At 69.7% G+C, this 25,000-nt stretch carries 18 protein-coding genes and 2 pseudogenes; 8 read left to right on the forward strand and 12 right to left on the reverse strand.

Annotated elements, in window-relative coordinates:
* Window positions 1–59: 59 nt before the first annotated feature.
* The 3 genes from ACFY3J_RS35235 to ACFY3J_RS35245 form a co-directional block, all read right to left on the reverse strand.
* The gene (locus tag ACFY3J_RS35235; protein WP_390842569.1) at window positions 60–1,919 is read right to left on the reverse strand and encodes a CocE/NonD family hydrolase; all 1,860 of its coding nucleotides are present in this window, start codon (window positions 1,917–1,919) and stop codon (window positions 60–62) included.
* Between the two features lie 446 nt (window positions 1,920–2,365).
* Window positions 2,366–3,202 (reverse strand): TIGR02452 family protein, encoded by an 837-nt coding sequence (locus ACFY3J_RS35240; protein ID WP_390842570.1) that lies wholly within the window; start codon window positions 3,200–3,202, stop codon window positions 2,366–2,368.
* A gap of 278 nt (window positions 3,203–3,480) precedes the next feature.
* Window positions 3,481–4,095, reverse strand: coding sequence for an isochorismatase family protein (locus ACFY3J_RS35245; RefSeq protein WP_390842571.1), 615 nt, complete (start codon window positions 4,093–4,095; stop codon window positions 3,481–3,483).
* Between the two features lie 378 nt (window positions 4,096–4,473).
* On the opposite strand from ACFY3J_RS35245, the gene ACFY3J_RS35250 reads away from it, so the two are divergent.
* The 3 genes from ACFY3J_RS35250 (at window position 4,474) to ACFY3J_RS35260 (ending at window position 10,200) form a co-directional block, all read left to right on the forward strand.
* On the forward strand, window positions 4,474–5,727 hold the full coding sequence (locus ACFY3J_RS35250) for a cytochrome P450 (RefSeq protein WP_390842572.1): 1,254 nt from the start codon (window positions 4,474–4,476) through the stop codon (window positions 5,725–5,727).
* A gap of 590 nt (window positions 5,728–6,317) precedes the next feature.
* Window positions 6,318–9,533, forward strand: coding sequence for an alpha-L-rhamnosidase (locus ACFY3J_RS35255; RefSeq protein ID WP_390842573.1), 3,216 nt, complete (start codon window positions 6,318–6,320; stop codon window positions 9,531–9,533).
* Window positions 9,534–9,678: 145 nt separating this feature from the next.
* Window positions 9,679–10,200 carry an SMI1/KNR4 family protein gene (locus tag ACFY3J_RS35260; protein WP_390842574.1) on the forward strand — a complete coding sequence of 174 codons (522 nt, stop codon included), beginning with the start codon at window positions 9,679–9,681 and terminating at the stop codon, window positions 10,198–10,200.
* Between the two features lie 83 nt (window positions 10,201–10,283).
* On the opposite strand, the gene ACFY3J_RS35265 is transcribed toward ACFY3J_RS35260, so the two are convergent.
* The 3 genes from ACFY3J_RS35265 to ACFY3J_RS35275 are packed head-to-tail and all read right to left on the reverse strand — an operon-like array spanning window position 10,284 to window position 13,876.
* Window positions 10,284–11,069, reverse strand: coding sequence for a 3-oxoacyl-ACP reductase (locus tag ACFY3J_RS35265; protein ID WP_384187125.1), 786 nt, complete (start codon window positions 11,067–11,069; stop codon window positions 10,284–10,286).
* Window positions 11,070–11,075: 6 nt separating this feature from the next.
* Entirely contained in the window at window positions 11,076–12,503 is a 1,428-nt protein-coding gene (locus tag ACFY3J_RS35270) for an aldehyde dehydrogenase family protein (protein WP_390842575.1), read from the reverse strand.
* A gap of 8 nt (window positions 12,504–12,511) precedes the next feature.
* On the reverse strand, window positions 12,512–13,876 hold the full coding sequence (locus ACFY3J_RS35275; RefSeq protein WP_384187120.1) for a glutamine synthetase family protein: 1,365 nt from the start codon (window positions 13,874–13,876) through the stop codon (window positions 12,512–12,514).
* Between the two features lie 76 nt (window positions 13,877–13,952).
* Here ACFY3J_RS35275 and ACFY3J_RS35280 point away from each other — a divergent pair, with 76 nt between their 5' ends.
* Both ACFY3J_RS35280 and ACFY3J_RS35285 read left to right on the forward strand, forming a co-directional pair.
* Window positions 13,953–14,696, forward strand: a complete 744-nt coding sequence (locus ACFY3J_RS35280; RefSeq protein WP_384187117.1) for a FadR/GntR family transcriptional regulator — start codon at window positions 13,953–13,955, stop codon at window positions 14,694–14,696.
* A 132-nt stretch (window positions 14,697–14,828) separates the two neighbouring features.
* Window positions 14,829–15,530 carry a gamma-glutamyl-gamma-aminobutyrate hydrolase family protein gene (locus ACFY3J_RS35285; protein ID WP_384187114.1) on the forward strand — a complete coding sequence of 234 codons (702 nt, stop codon included), beginning with the start codon at window positions 14,829–14,831 and terminating at the stop codon, window positions 15,528–15,530.
* 206 nt (window positions 15,531–15,736) lie between these two features.
* On the opposite strand, the gene ACFY3J_RS35290 is transcribed toward ACFY3J_RS35285, so the two are convergent.
* Window positions 15,737–16,219, reverse strand: a complete 483-nt coding sequence (locus ACFY3J_RS35290) for an FCD domain-containing protein (protein ID WP_390842576.1) — start codon at window positions 16,217–16,219, stop codon at window positions 15,737–15,739.
* Complete coding sequence (locus tag ACFY3J_RS35295; protein ID WP_390842577.1) at window positions 16,206–16,973, reverse strand: SMI1/KNR4 family protein; 768 nt, start codon at window positions 16,971–16,973, stop codon at window positions 16,206–16,208. Before ACFY3J_RS35295 ends, ACFY3J_RS35290 begins: the two co-directional genes overlap by 14 nt.
* 178 nt (window positions 16,974–17,151) lie before the next feature.
* Here ACFY3J_RS35295 and ACFY3J_RS35300 point away from each other — a divergent pair.
* Both ACFY3J_RS35300 and ACFY3J_RS35305 read left to right on the forward strand, forming a co-directional pair.
* Window positions 17,152–17,379 (forward strand): annotated as a pseudogene (locus ACFY3J_RS35300) (DNA glycosylase AlkZ-like family protein); the annotation flags it as partial.
* Window positions 17,380–18,033: 654 nt separating this feature from the next.
* The gene (locus ACFY3J_RS35305; protein WP_390842578.1) at window positions 18,034–18,603 is read left to right on the forward strand and encodes an SMI1/KNR4 family protein; all 570 of its coding nucleotides are present in this window, start codon (window positions 18,034–18,036) and stop codon (window positions 18,601–18,603) included.
* An 82-nt stretch (window positions 18,604–18,685) separates the two neighbouring features.
* On the opposite strand, the pseudogene ACFY3J_RS35310 reads toward ACFY3J_RS35305, so the two are convergent.
* Window positions 18,686–19,441 (reverse strand): annotated as a pseudogene (locus ACFY3J_RS35310) (transposase family protein).
* Between the two features lie 228 nt (window positions 19,442–19,669).
* Entirely contained in the window at window positions 19,670–20,248 is a 579-nt protein-coding gene (locus ACFY3J_RS35315) for a TetR/AcrR family transcriptional regulator (protein ID WP_390842579.1), read from the reverse strand.
* Between the two features lie 71 nt (window positions 20,249–20,319).
* Here ACFY3J_RS35315 and ACFY3J_RS35320 point away from each other — a divergent pair, with 71 nt between their 5' ends.
* Complete coding sequence (locus tag ACFY3J_RS35320) at window positions 20,320–20,913, forward strand: dihydrofolate reductase family protein (RefSeq protein WP_390842580.1); 594 nt, start codon at window positions 20,320–20,322, stop codon at window positions 20,911–20,913.
* Between the two features lie 208 nt (window positions 20,914–21,121).
* Here ACFY3J_RS35320 and asnB read toward each other — a convergent pair whose 3' ends face one another.
* Entirely contained in the window at window positions 21,122–22,960 is a 1,839-nt protein-coding gene (asnB, locus tag ACFY3J_RS35325; protein WP_390842581.1) for an asparagine synthase (glutamine-hydrolyzing), read from the reverse strand.
* A gap of 557 nt (window positions 22,961–23,517) precedes the next feature.
* Window positions 23,518–24,960 carry a DUF2877 domain-containing protein gene (locus tag ACFY3J_RS35330; protein WP_390842582.1) on the reverse strand — a complete coding sequence of 481 codons (1,443 nt, stop codon included), beginning with the start codon at window positions 24,958–24,960 and terminating at the stop codon, window positions 23,518–23,520.
* Between the last annotated feature and the right edge of the window lie 40 nt (window positions 24,961–25,000).

The following is a 25,000-nucleotide window of genomic DNA, read 5'->3' on the forward strand; positions in this document are numbered from 1 at the left end:
CCGGCCGAGTCGACAGGCTGCCCGGCACCCGCACAGACGAGTGCCGGGCAGCGGCCGGGTCATCCGTTCTTTGAGATGCTCAGCGGGAAGGTGGGGGTGCCGACGTTGTTCAGCGTGGTGGTGTTCGCCCTCACGTACGTGTCCAGGTACGGCGAGCGGTCCCCCTGGGTCGGCGAGTCGAACCGCGGATCCTGAACCTCCAGGGCGAGCCGCGCGTCGGAGACCGTGATCGTCTCACCCGAGGGAACGCTCCGCCAGCCGTTCGAGGTGATGGTTCCGATCTGGACCCCCAGCTGGTGCCCTTGCTCGAAGGTCCAGTCCGTCGCCTTCAGGGCGAAGGAGGTTGATCCGCTGCTTTCCAGCAGTGCGACGTTCTCGTTGAACATCGTCGCCCTGCCGTCCGGAGCGACGTCCCACAGCCGGGCCCAGACGTTGCCCTGGCCCCTGGTCTTCAACGTGATCTGCGGGCTGCCCGTGATCCGCACCTGCTCAGCGGCGGGCGTGGACCAGGTCCAGTAACTGTTGGCGGGTGCGTCGGCGCTGAGCGCACTCGTCCCGTCGGTCGTCAGCGAGCCGGCCTCCGGCGCGTCCTCGATGTCCCAGCCCTGAGACTCCGGCGCCGTCATCGGCAGGGCGGCCTTCTGCGCCTTGCCGCCGTCGTCGACGTACCGCCCGGGCGCCAGCCGCACCTTGTACGAGTCGTCGGTCACCGGCCAGGTCGGCTGGGCGCGCCAGTGGCCGAGGCTGTCCTCGAGGGAGAACGCCGGGTCGGTCACCGACGGTTCGATGCCGCGGAGGTACTGGTCGTAGAACCGCATCACCTCGTCGAACCAGCCCGCCCGTCCCATCTTGAGCTGGCCCTTGGCATTGGTCTCGTTACCGCGCACGTGTTCCCACTGGCCGATCCAACCGCGTTGCGGGCCCTGGTGGTTGGCCAGGTACTTCTGCATCTCCTCGGGCTTGGTGTTGTCCTCGATGAAGCCCGACGTGACGAACAGCGGCGTCTGGGATCCGGCGGCGCGGGAGGCGAAATCGCGGGCACGCCAGAACGGGGACTTCGGGTCGGGGTTCTGCGTGTTGGTGAGGTTGTCACTCTCGCACTCGGGGTGGTTCTTCTCGTACCCCGCGTTCGCCTTGTAGTGGTCGCTGTCGTCGGCCAGCGGCGCCATCGTCGCGATCGAGTAGTAACCCCGCGGAGTGCTGGTCACGTTGGACCGCGGCACCCCGTTGCTGTACAGGTAGTTGTACCTGTTCCACGTCGGTTCCTGGGAGACGATCGCCCGCAGAGGCTTGAGCTTGAGGGTATTGGCCGCCAGCCCGGTGTTGGCGTCGTACGACTTGCCGTACATGCCGACCTTGCCAGTCGACCACGGTTGGCTCGCTGCCCACTCGACGGCCGCCTTGATGTCGGCCTGCTCCCCCGGGCCGAGGAAGTCCAGGCACCCGGTGCTGCCACCGAAGCCGCGCAGGTCCACCATCACGAAGGTGTATCCACGCTCCATGAGCCGCGCGCCGTCGATGAAATCCTGAAAGCGCGCCGATGGCCCGACCCGGTCCCACCCCGCGGGAGCGCTCTCCCCCGCGTGGGAGAAGTACGGGCCCACCGACAGGATCACCGGCGTCTTCGCATCTGCCGGCAGGTCCGCCGGGCGCAGCACGTCGGCGTGCAGTTCGACCCCGCTGCCGTCCGAGGAAGGGAAGTAGTGCTGCGTCCAGAGTGAGCCCTCCGGGACGCGGTCGTTCTCCTCGTGCGTGACGGGGTCGGTCGCGGTGGCCACCTCCGACCGGGCCTGCCCCGCGGTGGCGGACCCGGATGTGGTGTCGGGTGCCGCGGTGGCGGGTCCGGCGAGTGTGCCGGTCAATGCGAGGGTGGTGATGGCGGCTGAGGCGGCCCAGGCGGCCGCACGACGTCTTCTCACTTGCTCCTCCCGGAGTTGTCGGTACAGGGCGGTGCAGGTGGTGCTGTCGAGCAGCGACCCCGGACCCGTCGTCGACGGGTCGACGAGGGGAGGCCGCGCGCAGACGGACGGAATCCGGATTCCGGGTGCGCGCCGGAGCCGACGGCGAGGGAGCCTATGATCATCATTGACACGCGTCAACAGTGCGGTATGAGGGACGTGTTGCTGGTGTGGCCGTAGATGCCCCGACCGGGGCTGGTCACGGCGGCTCACGGGAGCGCGCGAAGCGACGGAGCCTGGCGTGCCGGAGGGCAGGGTCGTCGCATGTGGTCGGTGTCCCAGCGGCGTTGGGCCGTCCGGCGCGCCCTCCTCCCGCAGCACGGCCGGCGTTTGCCCGGCATGGCACTCGTGGCAGCGGACGCGGGACCGGCCTGTGCCGCCGCGGGCAAACCGCCCGCGGCGGCCGGCTATCCGCCGAACCGGGCGGCGAAGGCGGCCCGGTTCGGCGACCGCGGCGTGCGGTCCCACACCGCGAACACGACCTTCGCGAACACGTCCCGGTACGCGCCCGTGTCGGCCGCCAGGTGCGCGTGGAAGGCGTCGGCGACCTGTTCCGGGTCGTTGCGGAACACGCCGCAGCCCCAGGCCCCCAGCACCAACTCGCTCACCCGGTGGTGGGCGGCGACCGCGAGTACCAGCCCGGCGCGCTCGCTCAGCACCCGGGCGATCCTCTCGCCCGCACCGGGGTCGCGCCGCAGTGCCTGCCCGGCGTTGGGCGCCGGGCAGGTCAAGAACGACACGGGGCAGGGCTCGGCCAGCAACTCACCGCGGTCGCCCCGGTGCACGGGGACCGCTGGCGACCAGATCACGCGGTGGCTGTAGAGCAGGTCCGTGGACGCCCGGTGTGCCTCGTAGTGGTCGGGAGCCTCAAGCAGGCACGGATACAGCAGAGAGGTGCGGCACAGATCCTCCTCCTGCGCGCGGGCGCCACCGAGGTAACCGCCGCCGGGGTTGCGGGCGGAGGCGAAGTTGAGTACCGCGATGTGTCCGGACCCGGCCAGACGCAGTCGGCGCGCCGCCTGGAGGCTGCTCTCCGCCGTGACCGTGAAGGCGGTGCGGTGCGTCAGCGGAAACCGCTCGGCGGCGAGCTGCCGCAAGGTGGTGGGGGCGTAGCTGACGGTCCCCGAGCGGGCCGCGGCGAGCGTCTCACGCACCTCGACCCTGCGACCGTCCTCCAGCCGGTAGGAACCTTCTTCGGCGATGCGGGCGTTGCGCGCCGCGACCTCACGGAGTCTGCTGCTCACAGCCACGGACGGTAGTGGACATGCGAGGCGTCCGTCGACCGCGTTTCCACGCGCGGCCATCCGGGACGCGAACCCACTCCTGCCGGCCTCGACGACCTGCTCCGGATGTCCAGCGCGCCCGTCGCGCATGCCGTCCGGAGGGGCGAAGGACTGCGGGTCGTCACCTCGCCGTGCCCGGATCGCGCGGAGACGTGCCGCGCACGCGGACTCGGCCCCGGTCGCGGGACTGGACCGAAACCGGGGTCTGGCCGTGCGTGCGCGAGACCCCACTCGCCGAACTACTCGGGGCGGGCCTGCTGGAGATGGACGACTGCGCGAATGACGGCTCCCACGTCCGGGCGGCCGTCGCCTGCCGCAGCGAAGTCCACTTCGGACGCGGGTAGTACACGGATGCTCCGCCCGGGAAAGTCGATGTGCCGGTAGATCTCGTTGTGGTGCGCGATCGACTGCTTCGGTGAGACGTACTCGCCCGCGCCGGTCCGGTCGGACGTGGTGTGCCCGTCGGCGACCAGTACCAGGTCGTACCCGTGACTCAGCGCCTGCCGCGCCGTGGTGTCCACGCAGATCTCGGTCGCGAACCCGGTGACGACGACCTCGGTCACACCCAGCGCTTTCAGAGTCCTGTCGAGATCGGTGTCCAGGAAGCCGTCCGCACTGGTCTTGTGGACGACCGCCTCGTCGGCGGCGGGGGCGAGTTCGGGCACGATGCGCCAGCCCTCGCTCCCGGCCTCCATCTCGGGACCTTGGTGCTGGACCGTCACGATCGGTACGCCCGCGGCTCTGGCGCGTTCGCGGAGCCGGGCGATGGCGGCGACGGTCTCGGCGGCCCGGTACCCGATGGACACCAGGGCGTTCTGCATGTCGATGACGAGGAGCGCGGAGGCGTGGGGCATGGGCCCACGGTAGCGGTCCCCCTCTGGGCGTGACCCCGGATAAATGGCTCGGCGTCGGTCAGCCGCTCCACGGCGCGGGTTCGGTCTGTCGGCGGTGACGGTGAACCAGTCGCGCACCACTGCCGCCGTACAAGTCAGCGATTCAGTGCCAGGACAGTGACCTCCACTCCGGGCCGGGCCAGTAGCAGGGCTAGGCCCATTCCGGCGGGGCCGCCCACCACACAGCACGTGGTCCACCCCATCAGGCCCTTTCAGCGCGAATCACAGAGTCGCCATACTGGGACATAAGCACTGAAGGTCTGCTGAATCCTCCGCGCAGTCCGTGGCGAGCCCAGACGTTCTGCAAAGCAGCACTTCGACGTACTTCGGGAGACGACGATGAGCGATCAGCCGCTCTTGCTTCCCTATGCCGATCCGGCCTTCGCGGCAGACCCGTTCCCGTTCTACCGACAGCTGTGCGAAGAGGGCCCGGTGCGGCGCGCGGTCATCGTCGGCGGCCTGGAGGCCTGGCTGGTCACGCGCTATGAGGACGGCCTCGCCGCGCTGCGCGACCCGCGCCTGAGCAGCGACGTACGCGACGCTTCTGACCCCCGGCTCCTCCGCCGGCTGCCCGCGACGGAGCGTGAGTCCATGCTGAGCACCATGCTCCGGGCGGACCCGCCCGACCACGCCCGCCTGCGTCGCCTGGTCTCGAAGGCGTTCACCGCGCGCCGGGTGGCCGAGCTGCGGCCCCGTGTCCAGGCCATCACAGACGGGCTGCTCGACGCGATCGTGCGGACCGGCCGCGCGGATCTCGTCGCCGACCTCGCGCTGCCGCTACCGGTCGCCGTGATCAGTGAGCTGCTCGGGGTACCCACGATGGACCGGTACGAATTCCAGCGGTGGACCGACGACATGATCCTCCGAGGTCCCGAGCCGCCGGACCCGGCCGTGGTCGACGGTGCGTGGCAGCACATGCGCGCGTACCTGGTCAAGCTCCTGGAAGCCAAGCGAGCCAACGCCGGTGACGACCTGCTCAGCGCTTTGATCATCGCTCGGGACGAGGAGAAGCGGCTGGACGAGGACGAGCTGATCGCCATGGCGTTCCTGCTGCTGGTGGCCGGATACATCACCACGGTCAACCTGATCAGCGGCGGCATCGCCGCGTTGCTCGCCCATCCCGACCAGCTTCAGCTGCTGCGGGACGATCCGGCGCTGCTGCCGGACGCGATCGAGGAGTTCCTGCGCTATGACGGACCGGTAAACCCCGGCATCGCCCGCTTCGCGCGGGAGGACGTCGAGATCGCGGGCGTGAGGATCCCGTGCGGCGCCACCGTGCTGGTGGCCTCCGCCATCGCCGACCGGGATCCGGCGCGGTTCCCGGAACCCGATCGTCTGGACATCACCCGCCGGGACAACGCCCACCTCGCGTTCGGGCACGGAATCCACTACTGCCTGGGCGCCCCGCTGGCCCGGCTGGAGGGTCAGGTCGCCATCGGGAGTGCCCTGCGCCGCCTCCCCGATCTCGCCTTGGCGGTGCCGCCGGGCGAGCTGCGATGGAGTTCAGGCGGTCTGCGCGGCCCCGAACGTCTGCCCGTCACGTTCACGCACGGTTTCACGCCCGACGGCACGGGCCCGGCCGCTCCGGCGTAATCCGGACCAGGCTTGCCTGCCCGGCCGAGCATGCCCTTCCGTCCGCGGCCAAGGACCCGGCAGCCACGGCGGCCACCAGGCACCCCGCTTTGCCTCCATAGTCCCTGACCTGGACCTATTTGCGCGCCAGAGCCTGATTTCAAAGAAGGTGGCCCTGCGGGCCCACACAGTCCACGGACACCCCGCGGGCGGCCTGACCTGTGCCTGCACGCTCTTGGCGGATCGGGTGACCTGAGCCGCGCAGGTCTCGACGCGGTTGAGCCCGCGGAGGTCGGCGACGATCCCACCCTGCAATGTCGCGCCGGCCGACGGGTACTACGCAGTGGGTCGCCGAGGAAGATCCAACGGCCGGGCAGCTGTGGCACGTCAGGCGCTGTGACCTTGCCGAACCCGGACTTTCGGGGTCCTGATTGAAACCGTTCAATCACCTCGCGCCCACTTCACGTGCCGGCCTCGCTCGGAGTGGCAGCGGAACACGGGACGCTTGCGAAAGTACCTGCACACTGATTGACCTTCACCTCGCCCACCCTTACGTTACCCACACTCAACGGCACTGAATCGATTCATCCAATCCTGGACGAGGAGTCGTAGTGATCAGTAGGAGGAGTGTTCTGGCGGGAGCGGCCGCCACAGTCGCGGCGGCGACCTTGGACTCGGTACCAGCGGCGGCCGTGCCAGTGTCCGAACCTGTCCAGGCGCAGGCGCACGCAGGGCACGACGGCCTGCGCGTCACGGCGCCGACCACGGAGTACGCCCAGCACCCCCTCGGCCTCGATGCGCAACGCCCCAGGCTGAGCTGGCCGTTGGCTTCCGACAAGCCGGGTATGCGGCAGAGCGCCTATCAGATCCGCGTCGCCACCACCGCTACGGGCCTGTCCCGTCCGGACGTCTGGGACAGCGGGAAGGTCGTGTCCGGCGAGTCCGTGCTCGTACCCTACGGGGGTCCTGGACTTCAGCCCCGGACACGCTACTTCTGGTCCGTACGCGTGTGGGACGCCGACGGCCGGGCCTCCGACTGGAGCGAGCCCTCGTGGTGGGAGACCGGCCTCATGGAAGCCGGGCAGTGGAGGGCCGACTGGATCTCGGCTCCGGCCAGCCTCACGGACGTGCCGTCCCTGGAGGGCAGTTCCTGGATCTGGTTCCCCGAGGGTGATCCGGCGAGCAGTGTTCCGGCGGTCACCCGTTGGTTCCGCGGTGTCGCGGAGCTGCCCGAGGGGATCACCGCGGCGACGCTCGTCATCAGCGCGGACAACGTGTACACCGTCTCCGTGAACGGGGTCGAGGTGGCCCGCACCGACCTGGAGACCGACAACGAAGGCTGGCGCCGCCCGGCCGTGATCGACGTACTGGACCGGGTGCGCACCGGCGACAACGTCATCGCCGTCTCCGCCACCAACGCGTCCCCGGGCCCGGCGGGAGTCATCGCCGTTCTCACGGTCCGTAACGCTTCCGGCGAGCAGAGGACGGTCACCGACGCGTCCTGGAAGGCCATGGACCAGGAACCTCCGGCCGACTGGCGCGGGCTCGGTTTCGACGACGGCGACTGGCCGACGGCGAGGGTGGCGGCCCCGTGGGGCGGCGGGCCCTGGGGAAGGGTCGTCCCGGTTTCGTACGCCGTCACCCAGGTGCGCCACGAGTTCCGGCTCCGGAGCCGGAAGGTGTCCCGCGCGCGGCTGTACGCCACGGCGCTCGGTCTCTACGAGGCCCACCTCAACGGCAGCCGCGTGGGCCGCGACCACCTCGCTCCCGGCTGGACCGACTACCGCACCCGCGTCCAGTACCAGACGTACGACGTCACCACGCTCCTGCGGCCCGGCGCCAACGCCATCGGGGTGTATCTCGCACCCGGCTGGTACGCGGGCGACGTCGGCATGTTCGGTCCTCACCAGTACGGCGAACATCCGTCGCTGCTGGCGCAGTTGGAGGTGGAGTACGCGGACGGGACGAGCGAGCGCATTACTTCGGGCCCCGACTGGCGGGCCGCCCACGGGGCGATCGTCGCCGCCGACCTCCACGGTGGCGAGACGTACGACGCGCGCAAGGAGACCCCCGGCTGGACCTCACCCGGCTTCGACGACGGGAGCTGGCTCGGCGTGCGCGGCGCCGGCGACATCGGCCCCGGCCTGATCGTCGCGCAGGAGGCCGGTCCGGTACACCTGGCCGAGGAGCTGACACCGAAGAAGGTGACGGAACCCAAGCCCGGTGTCTTCGTGTTCGACCTGGGCCAGAACATGGTCGGCTCGGTACGCCTGCGGGTGTCGGGCGCCGCGGGAACGACCGTCCGGCTCAGACACGCCGAGGTGCTCAACCCCGACGGCACCGTCTACACGGCCAATCTGCGGAGCGCGTCGGCGACCGACACGTACACCCTCAAGGGCCACGGGGAGGAGAGCTACGAGCCCCGCTTCACCGTCCACGGTTTCCGCTATGTCGAGGTGACCGGATTCCCCGGCACGCCCTCGGCGAAAACCGTCACCGGGCGTGTCATGCATACGTCAGCACCGTTCACGCTCGACTTCGAGACCGACGTACCGATGCTCAACCAGTTGCACCGCAACATCACATGGGGGCTGCGCGGCAACTTCCTCTCCGTTCCGACGGACACGCCCGCGCGCGACGAGCGCCTGGGATGGACAGGAGACATCAACGTCTTCGCGCCCACGGCCGCCTACACGATGGAGTCGGCCCGCTTCCTCTCCAAGTGGCTCGTCGACCTCCGGGACGCACAGACAGCGGAGGGCGCGTTCACGAACGTGGCACCGGACGTCGGCGGACTCGGCGGCGGCACCGCCGGCTGGGGCGACGCGGGTGTCACCGTCCCCTGGTCCCTGTACCAGGCCTACGGCGACCGCCAGGTCCTGGCCGACGCCTGGCCGTCCGTCCAGGCCTGGCTGAGGTACCTGGAGAAGCACAGCGACCGACTGCTGCGCCCGGCCGAGGGATACGGCGACTGGCTGAACGTCGATGACGAGACCCCCAAGGACGTCATCGCCACGGCGTACTTCGCGCACAGCGCCGACCTCGCGGCTCGGATGGCCACGGAGCTCGGCAAGGACCCTGCCTCCTACCGCGATCTCTTCGAACGAGTACGAGAGGCGTTCCGGAACGCTTACGTCACCTCCGACGGCAGGGTCAAGGGTGATACCCAGACGGCTTATGTCCTCGCGCTGTCGATGGACCTGATGCCGGACGGGTTGCGGAAGGCCGCGGCCGAACGGCTCGTCGCCCTGATCGAGGCCAGGGACTGGCACCTCTCGACAGGTTTCCTCGGCACGCCCCGGCTGCTGCCCGTCCTGACCGACACGGGGCACACCGACGTCGCCCATCGCCTGTTGCAGCAGCGCTCGTTCCCCAGTTGGGGCTACCAGATCGACAGGGGCTCCACGACGATGTGGGAACGCTGGGACTCCATACGGCCCGACGGCAGTTTTCAAGACCCGGGCATGAATTCCTTCAACCACTACGCCTACGGCTCGGTGGGAGAGTGGATGTACGCGAACATCGCCGGCATCTCGGCGGGCCGGCCCGGTTACCGGGAGATCGTCATCCGCCCCCGTCCGGGCGGAGCCGTCACCTCCTCCCGCGCCACGTTCACCTCGGTCTACGGGCCCGTCTCCACACGCTGGCGGCAGCAGGCCGGCCGCTTCACGCTGACCTGCACGGTGCCGCCCAACACGGCTGCCGAGGTGTGGATCCCCGCATCCGCTCCGGAGGCGGTCACCCGCACTCACGGGACGTACCTGCGCCAGGAGGACGGCTGCGCGGTCTATCAGGTCGGCTCCGGCACGCACCACTTCACCGTGTGACCGTCCCGCGGACCCACGGGCAAACACGCGTGCCAGACATCGAGACCGCCCTCACCGAATGAACAAACTCCCAGCAGATTCCCTCGTGTACTGTGATCAACTCCGAGACCGGCTTCGGCTCGACGTGCCAGAAGGGGCCCCAGTGGTGGCAACGCTTCCAGAGATCCGAGCCCTGTTGGGTGAACCACGGTTCAACTGGTCGGATCCGGCGCCTTGGACCGAACTGGAGCAGGAATTCGGTATCGAATTTCCTGCGGACTTCCGTGAGATCGTGAACGCCTACGGTTCGATCGAGATCAACGGGCAGTTGTATCTGAAGCATCCCGCCGGTCATCTTCTGCACAGTCTGGGAGAAATGATCAGGGGGGATCTCGAACTCTGGCGCGAGGAGGACATGGCGGAGTTCCTGCCCAGTCCGGCAGGGGCGAACCCCGGGGAATTGATGCCGGTGGCAACGGCCACGACAGGGGAAGCGGTATTCCTTCGCGTTCCCGATGAGCCCTCGTCGCCCTGGCGCGTCGTGGTCCAGGAGTTCGACAGTCCGGCCTGGACTCTCTACGAGATGACGTTCGGTGAGTGGTTGCTGGATTATCTCAGGGGTAAGGACGTGACGTTGTGTTCTCGCAACTTCGCGCCTGACCGCCCGTTCTGGGAATTCCTTCCCTGAAATGATCAAGCCTTCGCTTCAACCGACGGCCGGGCGCCTTGCGACGCCCGGCCGTCGGGGTCGTGGCCAGAAGACGAAGGGGACTACAGCGGCGTGACGTAGGCGCCCGAGATCCCGCCGTCGACCAGGAAGTCGGTGGCGTTGACGAAGGACGAGTCGTCGCTCGCGAGGAACGCGACCGCGGCCGCGATCTCGTCGGCCTCCGCGAACCGCCCGACCGGGATGTGCACGAGGCGTCGTGCCGCCCGCTCCGGGTCCTTCGCGAACAGCTCTTGGAGAAGTGGGGTGTTGACGGGCCCCGGGCAGAGCGCGTTCACGCGGATCCCCTCGCGGGCGAACTGCACGCCCAGCTCGCGCGACATGGCGAGCACGCCGCCCTTGGACGCGGTGTAGGAGATCTGCGAGGTGGCGGCGCCCATGATGGCCACGAACGACGCGGTGTTGATGATGGAACCGCGGCCCTGACGCTGCATATAGGGGATGGCGGCCTTGCAGCACAGGTACACCGAGGTCAGGTTGACCTCTTGGACCCGCCTCCACGCGTCCAGGCCGGTCTCCAGGATCGAGTCGTCGTCCGGCGGCGAGATGCCCGCGTTGTTGAAGGCGATGTCGACGGAGCCGTAGGTGTCGAACGCGGTCTTGAACAGCGCCTCGACCTGCTCGGCGTCGGTCACGTCCACCTTCACGAAGGTGCCCCCGACCTCCTCGGCGGCTGCCTTGCCCGCGGTGTCGTCGATGTCGCCGCAGACGACGTTCGCGCCCTCGGCGGCGAGGCGGCGCGCGGTGGCGAGGCCGATGCCGCTGCCCGCACCGGTGATGACGGCGGTACGGCCGACGAGGCGGCGGCAGACGTTGCTGGTGTCGGTCATGAGTGCTCAGCCCTCCGAGCTGTTCGTGCTGGTGGAAACGTTGCTGATGAAGACGTTCTTGGTCTCGGTGAAAGCGGCGAGCGCGTCCGGGCCGAGTTCGCGGCCGAGCCCCGACTGCTTGTAGCCGCCGAACGGGGTCCAGTAGCGAACGCTGGAGTGGGAGTTGACGGAGAGGTTCCCGGCCGCGACGGCGCCGGACACGCGCAACGCACGGCCCACGTCCCGTGTCCAGATCGATCCGGACAGGCCGTACTCGGTCGCGTTCGCGAGCCGTACCGCGTCGGCCTCGTCCTCGAAGGGCAGGACGACGGCGACCGGGCCGAAGACCTCTTCGGCGGCGATGGGCGCGGCCGGATCGACGTCGGTGACGAGGGTCGGCGGGAACCAGAAGCCGGGCCCTTCGGGCGCGCTGCCGCGGATCGCCTTCAGGTCGTCGGTGACATACGACCGTACGCGCTCCAGCTGGACCTTCGAGATCAGCGGACCCATCTGGGTGCGCTCGTCGTTCGGGTCGCCCACAACGACGGACTCGATGGCGGGCGTGAGCAGGTCCAGGAAGCGGTCGTAGACCGAGCGCTGGACGAGGATGCGGGTGCGGGCGCAGCAGTCCTGCCCCGCGTTGTCGAGGAACGACATGGGCGCGGCGGCGGCCGCGGCCTCGATGTCGGCGTCGGCGAAGACGATGTTGGGGCTCTTGCCGCCGAGTTCGAGAGTCACACGCTTCACGCGAGCGGCGCACTTGGCCATGATCACCTTGCCCACGCGGGTGGATCCGGTGAACACGATCTTGGCGACCCCGGGGTGCTCGACGAGTGCGTTGCCCGCCACGTCGCCCGCGCCGGGCAGCACCTGGAAGAGGTGTTCCGGAAGGCCTGACTCCAGGGCGAGTTCGGCGAGCCGGAGGGCCGTCAGCGGGGTCGTCTCCGCGGGTTTGAGGAGGACGGCGTTGCCGGCCGCGAGTGCGGGTGCGGTCCCCCACGCGGCGATCGGCATCGGGAAGTTCCACGGCGCGACGACACCGACGACCCCGAGGGGTTCGAGGATCGTGATGTCGAGTCCGCCGGGGACGGGGATCTGGCGCCCGGACAGGCGTTCCACTCCCCCGGCGGCGAAGTCGAGCAGATCGCGGGCGTTGCCCGCCTCCCAGCGCGCGTTGCCGATGACGTGCCCGGCCTCGCGCACCTCCAACTGCGCGAGTTCTTCGAGGTGTTCGTCGACGGTGGCGGCGAAGCGGCGCAGCAGCCTGGCCCGGTCGGCGGGCGCGAGGGAGGCCCAGCGGGTCTGGGCCGCAGCCGCGCGGGCGACGGCCGCGTCGACGTCCTCGGGAGTGGCGGCGGGGACGGTCGCGACGACTTCTTCCGTCGCCGGGTTCAGTACCTGGTGCTCGTGCACGTACGTGTCCCTGTCCTCGTGGTTCTCGTGCTCGTACGACAAGAAGGGCCTCACATGCGTTCGAAGGAGCGGCGGAGTTCCCAGTCGGTGACCGCGGCGTCGAAGGCGTCGAGTTCCACGCGGGCCATGTTGCGGTAGTGCGCGACCACTTCGTCACCGAAGGCGGCCTTGGCGATCGGGCTGTTCTCCCAGAGCTCGGCGGCCTCGCGCAGGGTGCTGGGGACGTGTTCGTAGCGGGCGGTGTAAGCGTTGCCCGGACATTCGTCGGGCAACTCCAGCCGCTGCTCGATACCGTGGAGACCGGCGGCGATCAGGCCGGCGACCGCGAGATGCGGGTTGACGTCGCCGCCAGGCAGCCGGTTCTCGAAGCGCAGCGACCGGCCATGGCCGACGACGCGCAGCGCGCAGGTGCGGTTGTCGTAGCCCCAGGCGACGGCGGTCGGCGCGAAGGAGCCGGGCTGGAAGCGCTTGTAGGAGTTGATGTTGGGGGCGTAGAGGAGGGAGAAGTCCCGCAGCGCGGCCAGTTGCCCGGCGAGGAAGTGCCGCATCACCGGTGACATGCCGCCGGGTCCGTCCCCGGCCATGAGGCTGTTGCCGTCCGCGTCGGCGAGGGAAAGGTGGATGTGGCAGGAGTTTCCCTCGCGCTCGTTGTACTTCGCCATGAAGGTGAGGGCGTAGCCCTCCTGTGCGGCGATCTCCTTGGCGCCGGTCTTGTAGACGGCGTGCTGGTCGCAGGTGACCAGGGCTTCGTCGTAGCGGAACACGATCTCGTGCTGGCCGGGATTGCACTCGCCCTTCGCGGATTCGACGGTCAGGCCCGCCGCGCTCATCTCGTTGCAGATGCGGCGCAGCAGCGGCTCGATGCGACCGGTGCCGAGGACCGAGTAGTCGACGTTGTACTGATTGACCGGGGTGAGGCCCTGGTAACCGGCGTCCCAGGCCTGTTCGTAGGAGTCCTTGAAGACGATGAACTCGAGTTCCGTGCCGACGTTGGCCGTGTAGCCGAGTTCGGCGAGCCGTTCGAGCTGGCGGCGCAGGATCTGGCGGGGCGCGGCCACGACCGGTGATCCGTCCTCCCAGGCGAGGTCGGCCATCAGCATCGCGGTGGCTCGGTTCCAGGGCACCCGGCGCAGGGTGGCGAGGTCGGGGAGCATGGCGAAGTCGCCGTAGCCACGGTCCCAGGAGGACATCTCGTAGCCTTCGACGGTGTTCATCTCCGCGTCGACGGCGAGGAGGTAGTTGCAGCACTCCGTGCCGTGCCGGAGGACTTCGTCGAGGAAGAAGCGTGCGGCGAACCGCTTGCCCTGGAGCCGCCCTTGCATATCGGGGAAGGCGAGGACAACAGTGTCAATCTCGCCGCTCGCGACGAGGGCGCGAAGCTCCTCGACGCTGAGCGGGGGCGTGCGGTCTGCCACGGGAAAGCCTCCTTCGGTCAGCCGAGACCTATAAGGTATTGCCGAGAACCATTGCCTGGGAAGGGGGTGCGGCCAGATGTCGCAGACGGACGCGGGTGAGGGCGCCTTCACGGACGACCCGCTGACCCCGGTGCTGCGGCCGGTGCGGGCGGGGAACGGTTTCGAGGAGGCTCTTGAACAGATACTCCAGGTCGTCCGGCTGGGCCTGGTGCCCGGCGGCGAGCGGCTGCCGTCGGAGCGGGAGCTGGCGGACCGGCTCGGCATCAGCCGGGTGACGCTGCGCGAGGTGCTGAAGGTCCTCCAGGACCAGGGTCTGGTGGAGTCGCGGCGCGGCCGCTACGGCGGAACGTTCGTCCTGCCGAAGGCGGCCGCCCCCGGCGAGGACGAGCTGCGCCGCCGCATCGAGGAGGTCGACGTCGAGGACGTCCTGCGGTTCCGGGAGGTGCTGGAAGTGGGCGCGGCCGGGCTGTGCGCGGCACACGGGCTCACCGACGAGCAGGCGGAGCGGCTGCGGGACGCGCTCGCCCGCACGCACGACGCGCCGCTCACCGAGTACCGCCGGCTCGACACGCTGCTGCACCTCACACTCGCCGAGCTGTCCGGATCGCCGACGCTCACCGCGCAGTACGCGGCCGTGCGCGCGACCGTGAACGACCTGCTGGACTGCATACCGCTGCTGGTGCGGAACCTGGAGCACTCGCAGCGCCAGCACATCGCCCTGGTCGAGGCCGTGCTGGACGGAGACGTCGACGGCGCCCGGGAGATGATGCGCGAGCACTGCGCGGGCACGGCCGCATTGCTGCGCGGCTTCCTGACGTGAGCGGACGGTTCACGGCGACGTCACGCACGGGACTTGATTTCCCGCCACCGTCGACACAAAGGTATGAATCCGTTCCATGGAGCGTTCTGCGCTCGCGACTGACGAAGCCGAGTGGGAACGCGGCTGAGGACCATGAAGGAGCACTCAGTGGGCAAGCCGCTCATCGGCGTCAGCACCTATCTGGAGTCCCGGGCGTCCTGGGGGGTCTGGGAGCTGCCCGCGGCGCTGCTGCCCGCCGTCTACCCGCGGCTGGTGCAGGCCGCGGGCGGGCTCGCGGCCATGCTGCCGCCGGACGATCCGTCCCACGCGGCGTCGGTGGTCGCCCGCCTCGACGGGCTGGTCGTCGCGGGCGGCCCGGACGTCGAGCCGGAGCGCTACGGCGCCGAGCGCGAGCCGCGCACCGGGCCGCCCGCGCGGGAGCGTGACGCCTGGGAACTCTCCCTGATCCGGGCAGCGTTGGACTCGGGCACGCCTCTGCTCGGCATCTGCCGCGGCATGCAGCTGCTGAACGTCGCGCTCGGCGGCACCCTCGTCCAGCACATCGACGGCCACACCGAGGACGTCGGCGTCTTCGGCTCCCACCCGGTGACCCCGGTGGCGGGCACGCGGTACGCGGCCGTGGTGCCGGAGGAGACGTGCGTCCCGACGTACCACCACCAGGCGGTGGCCCGCCTGGGCGAGGGCCTGCGCACCTCGGCCCATGCGGCGGACGGCACGGTGGAGGCGGTGGAACTGCCGGGCGCGCGTTTCGTGCTGGGCGTGCAGTGGCACCCGGAGATGGGCGAGGACGTACGGGTGATGGCCGCGCTGGTGCGCGCGGCGTCAGGGGGCTGAGTCCGGGCGCCGGGCCCCCGCGCGTCAGCGCGAGCAGGTCGCGCTCCGGGGCCCGTGGTAGCCGATGTCCCGTCGGCCACACGGCCCGCGGCGCGTACCGCAGGCCCTCCGCCGGCACCTCCACGAGGCGGCGCACCGCCGCCGGCTCCTCCCCCACGGCCGGTTCGCTCGGCACCGAGGGCCGGCCCCGCTGACGGCCGCGGCCTTCACCTCCGTCGTCGACGGCACCTCGATGAACGTTGTACGCAACCTCGCCCTCGCACCGAGACGAGTGGCGGGAACGCCCCGCACCGAGGCAGAGGTGCGGGCCCCGCACGCTCCTCGCCGGCATCGGCCTCACCGACAAGGCCGGCCGCATGCCCGATCAACTCTCCGGCGAAGCCGCCCGCGGCTTCCTCTGTCTCGAGGCATGAGCCTCGACGCATGGCTTCGGCCAACGTGCTTACCAGGCTGCCGTACAGATCCGAAAGGACCGGGTTGTGTGTTGTCACGGCCACTTTCAGATGAAAGGCGACATCAGCGGCGACGAATGCCTCGACATCGCGCGTGACGAAGGCTTCCACGCGCGCCTGGAGATCGGCCGTCATGCCGCGCACGATCCGCTCGGGCCGAAGCCCGCAGCGGGGCCCGGAAGTTGGCCGCAAGCCAGGCGGCCGATGCGGTTGGCGGCGAAGTTCAGCCGCGTTCACGGTAGTTCATGAACCAGTGGGTGTCGAAATAGCGGGCCATCGTGAACGGGTGGTGCGGGTCGATGAGGATGCGGCAGACGAACTCCGCGGTCTGGCAGTCGAAGGGGACGTCCTCGCCGTCGAAGGAACGGACCACGACGGGCCAGCGGTCGGGATCGTCGCCGTCGGTCCTCCAGCAGTACAGGTCCTCGTGCTCAGTGCCCGCCCAGATGAGCAGCCCGTCCTCCCTGAGAGACGTCCACGGCTCGTGGTTCAGGCCCAGATATCCGTCGAAGGCGCCCTCGCCGAACGTCTCGGCCATGCGCTTGTAGTCGCTCGGCAGCGCGGTGCCCAGGCGTGACTCCACCTCCGCCCAGTCCAGGTCCGGCCGCCGGGCGGGCTGGTTCCACCCGGTGATCCGTATGAGCCGCTCCATCCAGTCGACGTCCTCGTCCGGAGCGACCGCCGAGGGCTCGGGCACCTCCCTGTGAGCGACCACCAGCACCGGCCGCTCGATCCCCTCGGCGTCCCGCGCCGTACCCGTGCCGACCCACTGATCCCCGTACGCCCACGCCCGTATCGTGACGGCCCGGTCCTCGAAGGGCACGAGGAGAGCCGCGCCCCTGGACTCGTCGACCGTCGGATCGGTGAAGCCGTCGAGGACGAGGGTGTGCGGGGCGCCGTACCTGCCGTCGAGCAGGTCGGTCAGGTCCTGATCTCCACCGACACGTCCCCCGGGTCGCGCATGTACTGCTCGCGGCCCGGGGCGCCTCATCGTGCGAAAGTGACGATCAGCATGTTCATCCGACAGCCCGGGCGGTCCGGCATCGAGGTCGGCACCTACTGCCGGGGCACGATGGTGTCCGGCCCCCGCGGAAACCCGGACCACGACGTATGCGTCCGCACGACCCGCGCCGCGAGCTGCCGATCCGGTCGGTACCGCAAGGCCGACCATCAACCGGGCCACCCTCGCCCGGCAGCACCTGCTCGAACGCAGCGCCGCGACGGTCACCGACGCTGTGGCTCACCTGTGCGGGCTGCGGGCACAAGAACCACAAGAACCCTTCATCGGACTGTGGTCACGGATGCAGGACTTCCCCCCCGACCAGCTCGACCACACACTGACTCGGCGGCACGTCGTGCGCACACACCCGATGCGCCGCACGATCCACCTGGTCTCCGGCATTCGGTCGATCAGCCCGCCGGTCCGCTTCACGGTCCAGGCGTCCAGCGCCTGGTGTTCGGCCATGGGGTCCCCCCTGAGCACCCCGTGGGCGTCGGCCGCCAGGCCCGCCTCTCACGCCTCCCGCAGTTCCAGTGTGCGCTTCGTCCACAGTCCCAGGGCGGTGTGCAGTCCCCGCATGGCGCCCACTGAGCATTTACAGCTTCGCCACGCCAGGGTGAGGACGGCCTTGGCGACTGACGTGATGCGGTAGGGGCTGATGCGGGCTCCGGCCAGCTGGTCCGGGGCCCAAGAGCAATTCGGCAAGGAAGCGCAGGAGCGGGGCGGTTCGGTCTGTGTACTCGACGTCCTCGCCAGGCGGCCGGTGTAGTTCCTCTGCAGGGCGCCACGGCGGACGTCGTCCTCGCTGGTGCCATGGAGGTTCCTCGGCTGGGCTCGCCGGGCACAGCGGCCTTGTTGTGAGGAGTTGACGGGTGGTCACCTCGCTGAGCGGTCAGTCCTGCACTTCGGTCCTAAAGGTGCCTAAAGGTGGTCGTGGGATGGGGGCAGGAAGCCTGCCCGGAGTACCATCCCTGCGAGGTTCTCCGGTCGGCGCTCCGATCCCCAGTGGCGCTGTCGTATGGGGGCATCCGTGTTGAGAGGGTAGAGGGGAATGGGTGTGGCGGAGAGCTGGTCCCGCGTGATGAATCTTCTTCGGCAGCACGCCCCGGCCGATCACGCGGATCTGCCTGGGCCCGCTACGGAACAGATGCTCGCGGCCGCCGAGGAACGGATGGGTATCCCCCTCCCTCAGGATCTGCGGGCGTGGCTGCTGCAGAACAACCTGGATCTTCCTGAGGAAGATGTCGACGACGATGTGGCATGTTGCGGCTTCGCCGGGTTCCCGGATGAAGGAAGCTTCTTTCTGGGCATCCGGGCGATGGAGAAGCTCTACGCGAACCGCTCCATGCCCGGTGGATTCGATCCTCCGGACCGGCCGGACAATCCGTTCTGGCGTAATGAGTGGATCCCCTTCCTGTCGGATCAGGACGGCTGGATGGGAAAGTTCATCGACGTGCGGGACGGGCGTGTCGGCAGGTGGTTCGTGGGTGAGATCACGATCACGGGCGAGTACGAATCGCTGGCTCACTATTTCGACTCGGTGGCGGAGATGCTGACGAAGATCGCCGATGGAAACTATCCGATCTGTGAGGTCGCCGAAGGGCGACTCGTCTGGTCGTGAAACAAAAGAAGCCGTGTCAGTCCCAGTTGGGTGGCCGTCATCACCAAAGCCGTCCTCACCCTGGAGAGGCAACGGAGCGCTCTCAGCGTTGACGCTCCAGGGTGAGCACGGCAGCGGCGATGACCGTCATGCGGTTGGGACTGCAGCGGGCTCTGCGGAAGACGCGCCAGGACTTCAGTCTCGCGACGCTTCGTTCGACTGGCGCCCGCGCGGCTGGCAGGGCCCGATTGATCGTCCGCTGGGTCGCGGTGAGGTCCTGGTGTGGAAGACGTCTGATCGGCGTGGTTACCCAGGAGCCGGCCCCGATGTAGGCGCGGTCGGCGAGGATGGGCACGCCCTGACGTTCGCAGATCCGGATGATGCGGTGGGTGCGGGCCGCGGTCAGGTCGTGGGTGCGGCCGGGCAGTGCGGGCGAGATCCACAGCAGTTTGCCCGCGGGGTCGGCCACGACCTGCACGTTCACGCCGTGGCGGCGGTGCTTCTGGGAGAAGTCGGCCCGGCTGTCGCCAACCCGGTCGCACTCGACGAGCGTTCCGTCGAGCAGGACGTGATCGGGATCCGTCTCCCGCAGGACCCGCAGCAGCCCGGGCGCCCGCCGGGAGAGGTGGCCGACGACGGCGGCGGCGGTGACGTAGGCGTGGGCGGTGCCGACGGATGTACCGAAACCAGCGGCGATCTGTGCGAGCGTATCGTGCCGGCGCAGGTAGACCAGGGCGACGAGAGTACGCTGGTGAGGCGGGAGCTAGCAGCGGCGGTCACCCTCACGGGTGACGATGAGCATGGTTACCCACTCGACCAGGGCGTAAGGCAGGTCGAGTACGGCAGGATCTGGAACCAACGAGGCTCCTGCGCTGATGAGTTGAGACGTCGAACACCTCTCTCAACGGCACAGGGGCCTCGTGCGTTGCGGGACGCCGACCCGTCACCCGATCGGTCGCCACTCTGAAAACGCTCACTGCGCCAAGCAACTCGCGTGCGGCGACCGCCGCCTGCCCGGCGGGCATTCCGCTCCCCAATCGTCAGCGCACTCAAAGTGCGCCTTGAGGAATCTGTGTGCGCCAGCCGTCTACTCCGCCGCCACGATACGTTCGACCGCGGCCGTCACCAGTTGTTCACGCTCTGCTTCCGTGAAGACGTCCGGCAGGGTGAGCTGCTCGACGATCAGCCAGTTCAGAGCCAGCATGAGCAGCTTGACGGCCATGGCGTCGCCAGGGAGGCCGGAGGCCTCGTGGTAGGCCACGTTGGCGTCGACGTCGGCCCGGACTCGCTCGGTGAGGACCTTGCGCAATTCGGGGCGACGAGTGGCCTCAAGGCGGAGTTCGAGCAGCGCGAGGTATCCGGTGCGGAAACGCGCGATGCGGCCGACGAGTTCACGCATCAGCTCCGCGTAGGTTTCCCGGTCACGGCCGGCCGCCTGCTGGCGGGCGATCGTGGCGTCGTCGGGCTGGAGCCGCTCGTACACACGGGCGCCGGCCTGGGTGAGCAGGTCGTCGCGGCTGGCGAAGTAGTTGGACGCGGTGCCGGCCGGTACGGCGGCCTCGGTATCCACCGCCCGGAACGTCAGACCACGTGCGCCTTCCCTGGCCAGCACCTCGATCGCGGCGTCGACGAGGGCGGCGCGCCGCTGGTCGTTTCGCCTCACCATTGACATCACTCCATCTGTAGTACTACGTTCTGACCACTTCAACTAGAGTACTACGTATGGAGCCATCAGAGATGCGAAAGCTCGTGTACTACGTCGGTGTCACGCTCGATGGCCGCATCGCCGGCCCCGGCGGCGAGTACGACTTCTTCCCCGCCGGCGACGAACAGCAGACCGCCGCCTACTTCTCCTGGACCAACACGCTGTACCCCGAGACCGTCCCGACCGCCCACCGCGCCGCCCTGGGCCTCACCGACGCGCCCAACCGGCACTTCGACACCGTCGTCATGGGCCTCGGCACCTACCGCCCCGCTTTCGACGCGGGGATCACCAGCCCGTACGCGCACCTGCGCCAATACGTGGTATCCAGCACCCTCAAGCCCGACACCGACCCCGCCGTCACCGTCGTCCCGGGCGACCCACTCGCCCTCGTCCGTGAACTCAAGCGGCAGGAGGGCTCCGGCCTGGACATCTGGCTCTGCGGAGGCGGCAAGCTCGCAGGCGCCCTCCTGCCCGAGATCGACGAACTGGTGGTCAAGAACTACCCGGTGGTCGCCGGCGCCGGAATCCCGGCTTTCGACGGCGCCTTCAACCCCACCGTCTTCCATGTCGCCGAGCGCACCGCCTTCCCCAACGGCGTCACCCTCACCCACCTCATCCGCCGGTAACCGTCTTGGCCATCCCAGAGAAACGAGTATCGGCAGACGTTCGTTCGCCGGCACTGAGCGTCAAAGGCGAGGTGCCGGTCAAGCCCTCGGCCCGGGATGAGCGCATCCCGCTGACCCGGGTCGGGCCGTCGTGTTTCGGCCAGCCAGGCAGTGACGGGTCGGTCCCGCCGGCGGGCTCCGGCGAGACCGGCCCGCGGCGTGCCCGGCGTCAGGTGAGCGTCAGTTCCGGCTTGTACAGGTCCAGCCACAGTGCCAGGTTCACGGTGCGTTCGAGACCGCGCCGCGACGCCAGCGTGACCTGCGGGGCGTCCCGGTGGGCGGCCTGGTGCACCCGGTCCCGGTCCAGCAGGTCGAAGACCGGGTGGGACGGGCGGGCGAGGATGTCCCTGACGTGTTCCTGGATGGCGACGGCGTACTTCGGGTCCTGGGTCGACGGGTAGGGGCTCTTGGTCCTGTCGTACACGGACCGCGGAATCAGGTCGGCCGTCGCCTCCCTGAGCAGGCTCTTCTCCCGCCCGTCGAACGACTTCAGCGACCACGGAGCGTTGTACACGTACTCGACGAGCCGGTGGTCGCAGAACGGCACCCGTACCTCCAGCCCGACCGCCATGCTCAGGCGGTCCTTGCGGTCCAGCAGGACCCGTACGAACCGGGTCAGATGCAGATGGCAGATCTTCCGCATCCGGTACTCGAAGTCGCTCTCCCCGTCGAGGCGGCGGATGTCCGATACGGCGGCGCAGTAGCTGTCGGCGACGTACGTCTTCAGGTCCAGGGCTTTGGTGAGAGCGGGGCTCAGGACGCCGGAATCGCTGCCGAAGCGCTGGGCCTGGGCCATCCATGGGAAGGTGTCGGCGCGCCGGGCCTCCTCGTCGAAGAACTGGAGGTAGCCCCCGAAGACCTCGTCGGCCGACTCGCCGGACAGCGCGACCGTGGAGTGCTCGCGGATCGCCCGGAGGAGCAGGTAGAGCGAGGAGTCCAAATCGCCGATGCCCACGGGCAGGTCGCGTGCCCGGATCGTCTCCGCCCGTACGTCGAGGTCGGCGAGGGCCTGCGCGTCGAGAAGGATGTCCTGGTGCTCGGTGCCGGAGGCGTGGGCGACGTCGTGCACGTACGGGCTGTCGGGTGTGGCGCGCAGCTCGTCGGCGATGAAGTCGTCGGCGTGCCCCACGAAGTCCACGGCGAAGCTGCGCACCTTCTCGCCGTGCTCGGCCAGTTGGCGGGCTGCCAGGGCGGTCAGCGCGGAGGAGTCCAAGCCTCCCGAGAGCAGCATGCAGCGAGGGACGTCGGCGACGAGCTGGCGGCGGACGATGTCGTCGAGCAGTGAGCGTACGGTGGCGATGGTGGTGGCGCGGTCGTCGGTGTGCGGACGGGTCTGAAGTTGCCAGTAGACGCGTCGGCGCATCCCCTGCCGGTCGACGGTGACGACGGTGCCGGGCTCCAGTTCGCGCATGCCGTCCCACACGGCGTGTCCGGGCGTCTTGACCATCGCGAACACTTCCCGCAGTCCGTCGAGGCGGACCCGGGCGGGGGCCAGCGGATTGGCGAGGATGGCCTTGGGCTCGGAGCCGAACAGCACGCCGTCGGAGGTCGGGTAGTAGTAGAACGGCTTGATCCCCATGCGGTCGCGGACCATCACGAGCCGGTTGTGGCGGCCGTCCCACACCGCGAAGGCGAACATGCCGTTGAGCCGCCTGGCGAGCCCCTCCTCCCATTCGAGGTAGGCGTGCAGGACCACCTCGGTATCCGAGTCGGTCGTGAAGCGGTGGCCCAGACCGGTCAGCTCGCGGCGCAGTTCGGTGAAGTTGTAGGTCTCCCCCGAGTAGACGAGCACCACGGTGCCCTCGGGTGTCCGGACGCTCATCGGCTGCCGCCCGCCGGGGAGGTCGATGATCGCGAGCCTGCGGTGGCCGAGGGCCACGGGCCCGTCGGCCCAGGTGCCGCAGTCGTCCGGGCCCCGGCAGGACATGGTCTCGGTCATCGCGTCCAAGGTCGCGCTCTCGGACCTCAGATCACGGTCGAAGGACACCCAGCCGGTGATCCCGCACATGTGTTACCTCCCGCGTCCGGCCTCCGGGTCGAGCCCGCTCACCTGCGGCTTCTCGCAGCCAATCCCGGCGAACCAGTTTGTGTTCAGCTATGGGACGAGCGTGTGTCACGTGCGGAATACGGTCAGCCCGTCCGCATCCTGGTCGGCGCCGCCCGCCCCGTCGGTTCGGACCGGCTTTGCCTTCCGTGTACACGCCTACGAGCCTCGCCCTGACCGCGACCGCCGGGTTCCGGGCCGCGACCGTCGGCTCTCGGCCCGCTGTAAAGAACTACCCAAGATCGCGCGCCGCCGGTCCGGCCCAGCGGCTTTCGCCTCCTTTCGGGTGGGGGGACTGTCCAGCGAATGGCTCTGTCCCGAAATCCGTGGTCGCGCTGCGTGGCGGTCACCGCAGGAGGATGCGAAGGCGGAGGAGGGCGAGGCCCGCGCGGCCGAACAGCTGCCCCGTGATCCGTTCGGTGCGGGTGTCGGCCGGCCTCGACCGCGGGCCCCTCCGGCCGCGCAGGCGGTCCGGGTACGGGCACGAGCCGTCGGACCACGGGTCAAGGGGTTCTGCGACATCACGACGGTGTGGATCGGGGCCTGACCCCCTCGCGGGCGCGGGTCGCCAGGCGCGCTCCCGCGCACAGGCCGTGCAGCAGGTCGCACCCCGAACTGTGGCCGACGGTGAGCAGGGCGGTGACCGGGCCGGACGGGTCGCCGCCCGTCGCGGCGGCCCGCAGCAGCACCGCGACCTGAGGGATGCACAGGCCTTCGGCGGCATGCCGGAGAAGGGCCTCGGAGACCGGCGGCGTGAGACTGTCCGCCTCTGCCGCGATATGTGCGAGTGCCGCGAGCCAGTCCGGCGGGCGCGGCTGCACCTGGGCGGCGAGCAGCAGGCCGCACAGGAAGTCGTCCCCGGAGGGTGTCGCGCCGGGGCCGAGGCCGAGCAGGGCGCGGGCCGCGCGCCGCCGGGCCGCGGTGCCGCCGTGGCGAGCATGCGCACGAGAGCGCGGGCGGCGGGGCGGACCTCGGGCGGCAGTGGCCGGGACGGGCGGAGCGTGGCGAGCCGGTCGAGGACCGGGCCGGGTGGGGTGTCCTGGGCGCGGGGGCGGCACCCAGAACTCCCCCGCGGTCAGGCACAGGGACCCGATCGCGATCCGGCCGGCCCCGACGCGTCCCGTGGACCGGGGGTCAGCCCGTGGAAGGGCCGTTCCCCCGCGGCACGCGGCAGGACGACGGCGGCCGGCACCCGCACGGCGCCGGGCACCACCAGGGCGAGCGGTTCCCGCTGTCCGTGCGGGAGCAGATACAGCGCCTGCCGAGCGACGGCGATGACGCGAGCATGGCGGGCGGGGCCCGCCAGGACGTCGCGGGCCAGCTCGCTGACCAGGCCCGGCAGGGCAGTCGGGCTCATGGCGTCCGGGTGTCCTCCTGTTCCTCGTCCCGCGGTACGGGGAAGGCGGCGAGCGCCTTGACGAAGCACTCCATCGGGGCGTGCACGAGTCCGCTCCGATCTGACCGATGCCCGGTTCGCGGTGGGCGATGCCGGTGGTGACGACGGGTTCGATGCCGGTGTCGACGACGGCACGCAGATCGATCGCCACGGGCGAGCCGAGGCCGCCGAGCGCGGGCAGCCGGTACGCCTCGTGCCGGGTGAGGGTGATGCGGGCCATGTCGCGGCTGGTGCGCAGCGCCTGGTCGACGGTGCCGCCGACGAACCCGGTGATGGCGGGGGCGGCGGCGAGCGAGAAGCCGCCGAGGCCGTTGGTCTCGGTGATGGCGCTGTCACCGATGTCGGGGTTGGCGTCCTCGGGCCCGTATCCGGCGAAGTAGAGCCCCTCGACGCGGGCGGCGGGCGCGGTGAACCAGGTGTCGCCGAGGCCGCTGACGCGGATGCCGACCTCGACGCCGTTGCGGCGGCCGGGGCCGCGTTCACCGTGGGCCTGCCCCGCCCGGCGGCCGCCGCATTCGGTGCCGCAACCGCGCAAGAGGCCTCCGCAGGCGACGAGTTCGCGGCGCACGGCACGCACATGAGGGAATCACTCGCATCCAAGATCACGA

Source organism: Streptomyces sp. NPDC001231, from assembly GCF_042896885.1.
Lineage (GTDB): Bacteria > Actinomycetota > Actinomycetes > Streptomycetales > Streptomycetaceae > Streptomyces.

What these genes read in the sequence shown, in the direction of transcription:
- ACFY3J_RS35245 (WP_390842571.1), bottom strand. Translation starts at nt 4,095, where the DNA reads ATGCCCCACGCCTCCGCGCTCCTCGTCATCGACATGCAGAACGCCCTG.
- ACFY3J_RS35250 (WP_390842572.1), top strand. Translation starts at nt 4,474, where the DNA reads ATGAGCGATCAGCCGCTCTTGCTTCCCTATGCCGATCCGGCCTTCGCG.
- ACFY3J_RS35265 (WP_384187125.1), bottom strand. Translation starts at nt 11,069, where the DNA reads ATGACCGACACCAGCAACGTCTGCCGCCGCCTCGTCGGCCGTACCGCC.
- ACFY3J_RS35280 (WP_384187117.1), top strand. Translation starts at nt 13,953, where the DNA reads ATGTCGCAGACGGACGCGGGTGAGGGCGCCTTCACGGACGACCCGCTG.
- ACFY3J_RS35285 (WP_384187114.1), top strand. Translation starts at nt 14,829, where the DNA reads ATGAAGGAGCACTCAGTGGGCAAGCCGCTCATCGGCGTCAGCACCTAT.
- ACFY3J_RS35295 (WP_390842577.1), bottom strand. Translation starts at nt 16,973, where the DNA reads ATGAGGCGCCCCGGGCCGCGAGCAGTACATGCGCGACCCGGGGGACGT.
- ACFY3J_RS35305 (WP_390842578.1), top strand. Translation starts at nt 18,034, where the DNA reads ATGGGTGTGGCGGAGAGCTGGTCCCGCGTGATGAATCTTCTTCGGCAG.
- ACFY3J_RS35315 (WP_390842579.1), bottom strand. Translation starts at nt 20,248, where the DNA reads ATGGTGAGGCGAAACGACCAGCGGCGCGCCGCCCTCGTCGACGCCGCG.
- ACFY3J_RS35320 (WP_390842580.1), top strand. Translation starts at nt 20,320, where the DNA reads ATGCGAAAGCTCGTGTACTACGTCGGTGTCACGCTCGATGGCCGCATC.
- asnB (WP_390842581.1), bottom strand. Translation starts at nt 22,960, where the DNA reads ATGTGCGGGATCACCGGCTGGGTGTCCTTCGACCGTGATCTGAGGTCC.